At 74.1% G+C, this 8,357-nt stretch carries 6 protein-coding genes; 4 read left to right on the plus strand and 2 right to left on the minus strand.

Going from position 1 to position 8,357, the window contains the following annotated elements; genetic code table 11:
* Together KIK08_RS06400 and KIK08_RS06405 are read left to right on the plus strand one after the other, a co-directional pair.
* Nucleotides 1-2,235, plus strand: a 2,235-nt coding sequence (locus KIK08_RS06400; protein WP_214402073.1) for an RNA degradosome polyphosphate kinase, incomplete at its 5' end; no start/stop codon positions are given.
* Between the two features lie 44 nt (nt 2,236-2,279).
* Entirely contained in the window at nt 2,280-3,194 is a 915-nt protein-coding gene (locus tag KIK08_RS06405) for an NUDIX hydrolase (RefSeq protein WP_214402074.1), read from the plus strand.
* A gap of 138 nt (nt 3,195-3,332) precedes the next feature.
* Here the strand turns inward: KIK08_RS06405 and leuD are convergent, their stop codons facing one another.
* Both leuD and leuC read right to left on the minus strand, forming a co-directional pair.
* A complete protein-coding gene (leuD, locus tag KIK08_RS06410; RefSeq protein WP_214402075.1) occupies nt 3,333-3,920 on the minus strand; it encodes a 3-isopropylmalate dehydratase small subunit in 588 nt (195 codons plus the stop codon).
* Complete coding sequence (leuC, locus tag KIK08_RS06415; RefSeq protein WP_214402076.1) at nt 3,920-5,341, minus strand: 3-isopropylmalate dehydratase large subunit; 1,422 nt, start codon at nt 5,339-5,341, stop codon at nt 3,920-3,922. The genes leuD and leuC overlap by 1 nt, the downstream gene beginning before the upstream one ends.
* Before the next feature lie 126 nt (nt 5,342-5,467).
* Here leuC and KIK08_RS06420 point away from each other — a divergent pair, with 126 nt between their 5' ends.
* Both KIK08_RS06420 and KIK08_RS06425 read left to right on the plus strand, forming a co-directional pair.
* Nucleotides 5,468-6,169, plus strand: coding sequence for an IclR family transcriptional regulator (locus KIK08_RS06420; protein WP_214402077.1), 702 nt, complete (start codon nt 5,468-5,470; stop codon nt 6,167-6,169).
* 168 nt (nt 6,170-6,337) lie between these two features.
* The gene (locus tag KIK08_RS06425) at nt 6,338-8,245 is read left to right on the plus strand and encodes an Hsp70 family protein (RefSeq protein WP_214402078.1); all 1,908 of its coding nucleotides are present in this window, start codon (nt 6,338-6,340) and stop codon (nt 8,243-8,245) included.
* Nucleotides 8,246-8,357: the final 112 nt, after the last annotated feature.

Raw genomic sequence — 8,357 nt, forward strand, 5'->3', positions numbered from 1 at the left:
TCGGCCGACCGCGCCGTCGCCGACGCCGTCCAGCCCGGACCGGCCGCCCCGGCGACCGCCGCCCGCACCTCCGAGGTCCCCACCACGACCGCCGCCGCGGTGCCGGTCAGCCCGCCGGCGCGCACCCCGGCCCCGGCCTCCGAGCTCCCCGACGACCGCTACCTCAACCGCGAGCTGTCCTGGCTCGACTTCAACGCCCGGGTTCTGGCGCTGGCCGAGGACCCCAGCCAGCCGCTGCTGGAGCGGGCCAAGTTCCTGGCGATCTTCGCCTCGAACCTCGACGAGTTCTACATGGTCCGGGTGGCCGGGCTGAAGCGGCGCAACGACACCGGCCTGGCCGTGCGCAGCGCCGACGGGCTGTCCCCGCGCGAGCAGCTGGCCCGCATCGCGATCCGCTCGCAGGCGCTGGCCGAGGCGCACGCGCGCGTCTTCCTCGACGAGGTCCGCCCCCAGCTCGACGCCCAGGGCATCCACATCCGGCGCTGGACCGACCTCGACGACGAGCAGCGCGCGGGCCTGTCGGAGTACTTCCGGGCCAAGGTGTTCCCGGTGCTGACCCCGCTGGCGGTCGACCCGGCGCACCCGTTCCCCTACATCTCCGGGCTGTCGCTGAACCTGGCCGTCACGGTGCGCGACCCGGAGGGCGGCACCGAGCGCTTCGCCAGGGTCAAGGTGCCCGACAACGTGCCCCGGCTGATCGAGGTGCCCTCCGCCGACACCTCGCCCCGCGAGGGCCGGGTCACCTTCCTGCCGCTGGAGGACCTGATCTCGGCGCACCTGTCGGAGCTGTTCACCGGCATGGTGATGGCCGAGGTGCACGTCTTCCGGGTCACCCGCAACGCCGACGTGGAGGTCGAGGAGGACCGCGACGAGGACCTCCTGCAGTCGCTGGAGCGCGAGCTGGCCCGCCGCCGGTTCGGCCCGCCGGTGCGCCTGGAGGTCACCGAGACGATGAGCGAGCACGTGCTGGAGCTGCTGCTGCGCGAGCTCGACGTCGACCCGGCCGACGTGATCACCGTGCCCGGCCTGCTCGACCTCACCGCGCTGTGGGCGGTGCACGGCGTGGAGCGCCCCGCCCTCAAGGACGAGCCGTTCGTCCCGGCGACGCACCCGGCGTTCGCCGAGCGGGAGACCCCGCGCAGCGTGTTCGCGACGCTGCGGGAGGGCGACGTGCTCGTCCACCACCCGTACGACTCGTTCTCCACGAGCGTGCAGCGGTTCATCGAGCAGGCCGCGTCCGACCCGAACGTGCTGGCCATCAAGCAGACCCTCTACCGCACCTCGGGCGACTCCCCCATCGTCGACGCGCTGATCGACGCGGCCGCCGCCGGCAAGCAGGTGGTGGCCCTGGTGGAGATCAAGGCCCGGTTCGACGAGCAGGCCAACATCCGCTGGGCGCGCGAGCTGGAGAAGGCCGGGGTGCACGTCGTCTACGGCCTGGTCGGGCTCAAGACGCACTGCAAGACGTCGCTGGTCGTGCGCCAGGAGGGCAACACGATCCGCCGCTACTGCCACGTCGGCACCGGCAACTACAACCCCAAGACCGCCCGCCTCTACGAGGACATGGGCGTGCTCACCGCCGACCCCACCATAGGCGCCGACCTGACCGACCTGTTCAACTCGCTGACCGGCTACTCCCGCCAGACCTCCTACCGCAGCCTGCTGGTGGCGCCCTACGGCGTGCGCCGCGGCATCGTCCGGCGCATCGAGGACGAGGTCGAGGCCTTCCGCGCGGGGAACACCGCCGCCCGGGTCCGGATCAAGGTCAACTCGCTGGTCGACGAGCAGGTGGTGGACGCGCTGTACCGGGCCTCGCAGGCCGGGGTGCCGGTCGACGTGGTCGTGCGCGGCATCTGCGCGATCCGGCCGGGCCGCGAGGGGCTCAGCGAGAACATCCACGTCCGCTCGATCCTCGGCCGGTTCCTGGAGCACTCCCGGGTGTTCCACTTCGGGGCCGCCGACGAGTACTGGATCGGCAGCGCCGACATGATGCACCGCAACCTCGACCGGCGCGTCGAGGTGCTGCTGCGGGTGGCCGAGCCGCGGCTCGCGGCCAAGCTCGGCCAGGTGTTCGACTCCTGCCTCGACCCGGCAACCCGCTGCTGGACGCTGCACGCGGACGGCTCGTGGGAGCCGTCGCCGCCCGTGGACGCGGGCGCGGGCGTCACGGTGCGCGACCACCAGGCCGAGATGATGCTCGCGCACGCGGTCTCGGCCGTCCTCGACTCCGAGTAGCCGCCAGACCACCTGGGAGCACCAAGACCACCTGGGAGCACGTTGTGAGCTCGTTCGGCCCGCCCGGCGACACCGCCGCCGCCGATGTCCTGGCCGCCGGCGCGGTGCTGTGGCGCCTGGCGAACGACGGCCCGCGCATCGCGCTCGTCCACCGCCCCCGCTACGACGACTGGGCCTACCCCAAGGGCAAGATCGACGACGGCGAGGACCTGGCCACCACGGCCGTCCGCGAGGTCACCGAGGAGACCGGCCACCGGTGCCGGCTCGGCGCCCTGCTCGGCGACGCCCACTACCCGGTCCCGGAGGGCGACAAGCTCGTCCGGTACTGGGCGGCCGAGTCGCTGGGCGGCGAGTTCGAACCCAACTCCGAGACCGACCAGTTGGAGTGGGTCACCATCGACCGCGCCGCCGACCAGCTGTCCTACCGCCACGACATGGCGGTCCTGCAGCGGTTCGTCGACACCGGCCCGCCCACGGCCACGGTCGTGCTGGTCCGCCACGCGAAGGCGGGCAGCCGCGGCCGTTGGGACGGCGACGACCTGCTGCGCCCCCTCTCCGGCGCCGGCCGCCGCCAGGCCGAGGCCCTCGCCCCGTTCCTGCCGCTGCTCGGCCCCGACCGGCTCGTCACCGCCCCGCCCCTGCGCTGCCGGCAGACGATCGTCCCGCTGGCCGAGCGGCTGGGCGGCGCCCCCATCGAGGAGGAGCCGCTGTTCGGGGAGGACCACTACTGGGACGACCCGACCGCCGCCCGCGAGCGGCTCCTCGACCTGGCCGCCCTCGGCGGGGTGACGCTGGTGTCCAGCCAGGGCGGCGTCATCCCCGACCTGGTCGGCTCGCTGGCCAAGTCGGCCGGGGTCGACCCCGACGACGTCCCGTCGAAGAAGGCCAGCACGTGGGTGCTGAGCTTCGTCGACGGCGTCGTGCAGAACGCCGACCACTACCCCCCGCCGGACGTCTGAGGAAGGGCCGCTCCGGCGGGCGCAGCGCCGGGTGGGCGTCGCAGCCCGGGCCGGGTGCTCGCAGCCCGCCGGCGGGCTGCGACGACCCAGCCGGATCTGCGAGGAGCCCACATCCCGTGATTACGCGCGACGGGTGGGTCAGATCGTGGTGGGCATCCGGGCCGGGCGGGCGGCCTCGAACTCGGCGATCTGCTCGGCGTGGCGCAGCGTCAGGCCGATGTCGTCGAGGCCCTCCAGCAGCCGCCAGCGGGTGTAGTCGTCGATGTCGAACGGGACGGTCAGGTCGCGGGCCTGCACCGTGCGCTCCTCGAGGTCGACCGTGACCTCGGTGCCCGGCTCGTTCTCCAGCAGCTTCCACAGCAGCTCGACGTCCGGCTGGGCGACCTGGGCGGCGACCAGCCCCATCTTGGCCGAGTTGCCGCGGAAGATGTCGGCGAAGCGGGCCGAGATGACGACCCGGAAGCCGTAGTCCATCAGCGCCCAGACGGCGTGCTCGCGCGACGAGCCGGTGCCGAAGTCGGGCCCGGCGACCAGCACCGAGCCGCGGTCGAACGGCGGGGTGTTCAGGATGAACGAGGGGTCGTTGCGCCAGGCCGAGAACAGGCCGTCCTCGAAGCCGGTGCGGGTGACCCGCTTCAGGTACACCGCCGGGATGATCTGGTCGGTGTCGACGTTGGAGCGGCGCAGCGGGACGCCGATGCCGGTGTGCGAGCGGAAGGGCTCCATCAGACCAGGTCCTCCGGGCTGCTCAGGGTCCCGCGGACGGCGGTCGCCGCGGCGACCAGCGGGGACACCAGGTGGGTGCGGCCGCCCTTGCCCTGGCGGCCCTCGAAGTTGCGGTTGGACGTCGACGCGCTGCGCTCGCCGGGGGCGAGCTGGTCGGGGTTCATGCCCAGGCACATCGAGCAGCCCGCCGAGCGCCACTCGGCGCCGGCCTCGCGGAACACCTGGTCCAGGCCCTCGTCCTCGGCCTGGAAGCGCACCCGCATCGAGCCGGGCACGACCAGCATCCGGACGCCGTCGGCGACCTTGCGCCCCTTGATCACGTCGGCCGCGGCGCGCAGGTCCTCGATGCGGCCGTTGGTGCAGGAGCCGACGAAGACGGTGTCGACGTGGATGTCGCGCAGCGGGGTGCCCGCCTCCAGGCCCATGTAGGCCAGCGCCTTCTCCGCGGCGACGCGCTCGTTCTCGTCGACGATGAGCTCCGGGTCGGGGACGTCCTCGCCCAGCGGGAGGCCCTGGCCGGGGTTGGTGCCCCAGGTGACGAACGGGGTGAGCGCGTCGGCGTCGATGTCGACCTCGGCGTCGAAGACGGCGTCGTCGTCGGTGCGCAGCTCGCGCCACGCTGCGACGGCCTCGTCCCACTGCGCGCCTGCGGGGGCCCGGTCGCGGCCCTTCAGGTAGGCGAACGTCGTCTCGTCGGGGGCGATCATGCCGGCCCGCGCGCCCGCCTCGATCGACATGTTGCAGATCGTCATCCGGGCTTCCATCGACAGGTTCTCGACGACGTTGCCGCGGTACTCCAGCACGTAGCCCTGGCCGCCACCGGTACCGATCTTGGCGATCACCGCCAGCACGACGTCCTTGCTGGTGACGCCCGGCCGCAGCCGCCCGTCGGCGCTGTTGATGGTGATGGCCATGGTCTTGAACCGGCGCAGCGGCAGCGTCTGGGTGGCCAGCACGTGCTCCACCTCGGAGGTGCCGATGCCGAACGCGATCGCCCCGAACGCGCCGTGCGTGGAGGTGTGGCTGTCGCCGCAGACGACGGTCATGCCCGGCTGGGTGAGTCCCAGCTGCGGGCCGACCACGTGCACGATGCCCTGCTCGGCGTGGTTCATCGGGTAGAGCCGCACGCCGAACTCGGCGCAGTTCTTGCGCAGCGTCTCCACCTGCGTGCGCGACACCGGATCGGCGATCGGCAGCTCCACGTCGGTGGTGGGGACGTTGTGGTCCTCGGTGGCGAGCGTCAGGTCGGGCCTGCGCACCGGCCGCCCGGCCAGTCGCAGGCCGTCGAAGGCCTGCGGGCTGGTGACCTCGTGCACGAGGTGCAGGTCGATGTAGAGCAGGTCGGGCTCGTCGCCCTCGCCCGCCCGCACGAGGTGCTGGTCCCACACCTTCTCGGCCAGCGTGCGTCCGGTGGTGGTCAACGCGGCTCCGCCTCCAAATCGTCGTCGATCCGCCTAGCGGCGGGGTTCCCCGCACCCGGCGCCGCGTCGCGGATTCCGCGGAAGAAGCCGGTGGCGTCCCAGATAGCGAGAAGTTAGTATCGCCTCGTGAGACAGCATAGCGGCATCGGCGTGTTGGACAAGGCCGTGGGTGTGCTGCGGGCCGCCGCCGCCGAGCCGGTGGGGCTGTCGGAGTTGTGCCAGCGCACCGGCCTGCCGCGGGCCACGGCGCACCGGCTGGCGGTCGGCCTGGAGGTGCACGGGCTGCTGCACCGCGGCGCCGACGGCCGCTGGCGCCCCGGCCCCACACTCACCGAGCTCGCCGCGGGTGGCACCGACCCGCTGCTGGAAGCGGCCTCCGCCGTGCTGCCGCGGCTGCGCGACATCACCGGTGAGAGCGTCCAGCTCTACCGCCGCGACGGCACCCAGCGGGTCTGCGTCGCCACCGCCGAGCCGGCCAGTGGCCTGCGCGACACGGTCCCCGTGGGCGCGCGCCTCCCGATGACCGCGGGCTCCGGGGCCAAGGTGCTCGCCGCCTGGGCCGACCCCGGCGTGCAGCGGGCCCTGCTGGCCGACGCCACCTACGGCGAGCGGGTGCTGATCGACGTGCGCAGGCGCGGCTGGGCGCAGAGCGTCGCCGAGCGCGAGTCCGGCGTGGCCAGCGTCTCCGCGCCGGTGCGCGACGGCACCGGCCAGGTCGTCGCCGCCGTCTCGGTGTCCGGGCCGGTCGACCGCATCGGCCGCCGCCCGGGCGTCCGCTGGGCCGCTGACCTGCTGGCCGCCGCGGAGGCCCTGCAGCACCGCCTCTGACGGGCCACGACGGCCCATTAGCACAAGATCGCGTCGTCCCGGACTCGACCACCCGTGCTACCGCCGCGTAGCCGGGGGCCAGCCGATCGGAGGACACCCGTGGCGATACCGTGATCTCATCGGCCCGGGCAGGGGGACCCGGCGTCGATCGAGACGAAACGGGTGACGATGAGTTATTTGCTCGGCATCGACGTGGGGACGACGCGCACCGCGGCCGCGATCTGCCGACCCGGCGGGCGCCCCGGGGAGAGCGAGATCGTCAACCTCGGCGACCGGTCGAGCGCGGTCCCGTCCGTGCTCTACATCGGCGACGACGGCCAGGTCGTCGTGGGGGACGCCGCCGAGCGCCGGGCCCTGTCCGAGCCCGACCACGTCGCCCGGGAGTTCAAGCGCCGCATCGGCGACCCGACACCGCTCGTCGTCGGGGGGCGGCCGTGGGCGCCGGAGGAGCTGTCGGCCCGGCTGGTGCGCTGGGTCGTCGAGCGGGTGGCCCAGCGCGAGGGCGGCCCGGCCGCCCGGGTGGCCGTCACCCACCCGGCGTCGTGGGGGGCGCACAAGAAGGACCGGCTGGGCAGCGCGCTGGCCGCGCAGGGCCTGCCGGTCTCGTTCCTGGCCGAGCCGCAGGCCGCCGCGCTGCACTACGCCGCGGGCGAGCGGGTGGAGCCGGGCTCCACGATCGCCGTCTACGACCTGGGCGGCGGCACGTTCGACGCCGCCATGGTCCACAAGGACGCCACCGGCTTCAGCCTGCTGGGCCGGCCGGAGGGCCTGGAGCGCCTCGGCGGCATCGACTTCGACGAGGTCGTGTTCGAGCACGTCCGGCAGGCGCTGCCGGCGGCCTTCGAGAACCTCGACGAGACCGACCTCTCCGTGCTGTCGGCCATCGCGGCGATCCGCCGCGAATGCGTCGAGGCCAAGGAGGCGCTGAGCAGCGACACCGAGGTGTCGATCCCGGTCACCGGGCACGGCGCCGTGCGGCTGCACCGCGGCGAGTTCGAGGCGCTGATCCGGCTGCGCATCGAGGACTCGGTCGACGCGCTGCGCCGCGCCATCCACTCCGCGGGGCTCACCCCGCCGCAGCTGACCGCCGTGCTGCTGGTCGGCGGCTCGTCGCGGATCCCGCTCGTCGGCCAGCTGGTGTCCGAGCAGCTCGGCCGCCCGGTCGCGGTCGACACCGACCCGAAGAACGCCATCGCCCTCGGCGCCGCGCTCTCGCTCAGCCCGACGGGCTCCTCGGCCACGGCCGGCTCGCCGGCCCGGGTGCCCAACCCGCGCCCCGCGCCGGGCTACTCCGGCGGCGCCGCCTCGATGACCAGCGCCACCGAGGGCGTCACCGAGGTGGTGCCCACCAGCGTCGTCCGCTCGGCCGCCGCGTCCGCGCGCTTCGAGAACCGCTACGACGGACCCGGGTACGGCACCCAGTCGCGCGGCTACGGCCCGCAGGCCTCCATGTCGATGGGGGCGACCGCGCACGTCGGCCCGCCCGCGCAGCGCGCGATGGCGACGGGCAGCGCCGGCGCCCGCGCGGCCGCCGCACCCCCGGCACGCCCGATGGGCTACCCGGACCGCCCCACCACGGGCCCGGACGACGACTACGGCGACGACTTCGACTACGACTACGCCGACGACCGCAGGCGCAAGCCCGCGATGCTGGTCAGCATCGGCGGCGCGGCCGCGGCCGTGGCCGTGATCGCCACGGTGTTCCTCTGGCCCGGCCCGGACCCGATCGCCACCGACGCCGGCCGCTTCTCCTCCGCCGCGCCCCCGGCCGCCACCACCACCGAGGAGGCGGAGCCCACGGAGGAGCCGGTGGCCGAGGAGACCACCGAGGAGAAGCCGAAGCCGAAGCCCCCGCAGGTCACGATCTCCCGCACCCCCGAACCGGTCCCCACGACCACCCCGCCCCCGGTCACCACCACCCCGCCCCCCGCGGTGACGACCACACCCCCGCCCGCGACCACGACGCCGCCCCCGGACGACGACGAAGACCCGCCGCCGAACGACGACGAAGACCCGCCGCCGAACGACGAGGAGCCCCCTCCTCCGCCAGGCCCGGCTGGAACGCCAGCGGTCTAGCCGGCCGCCCCGAACCCGCCTCCGGCAGGGTTCGGCTCGTCGTCGCAGAGGCAGTGTGGTGCGGGGCGGGGGGGGGCGGCCGGCCGCGGGGCCACACACCCAAACGACGAGA

Origin of the sequence: Pseudonocardia lacus, assembly GCF_018531445.1 — a bacterium.
GTDB classification, from domain to species: domain Bacteria; phylum Actinomycetota; class Actinomycetes; order Mycobacteriales; family Pseudonocardiaceae; genus Pseudonocardia; species Pseudonocardia lacus.

Bases quoted from the DNA above. Each gene is read 5' to 3' on its own strand.
- leuD (WP_214402075.1), bottom strand. From the start codon at position 3,920: ATGGAGCCCTTCCGCTCGCACACCGGCATCGGCGTCCCGCTGCGCCGC.
- KIK08_RS06425 (WP_214402078.1), top strand. From the start codon at position 6,338: ATGAGTTATTTGCTCGGCATCGACGTGGGGACGACGCGCACCGCGGCC.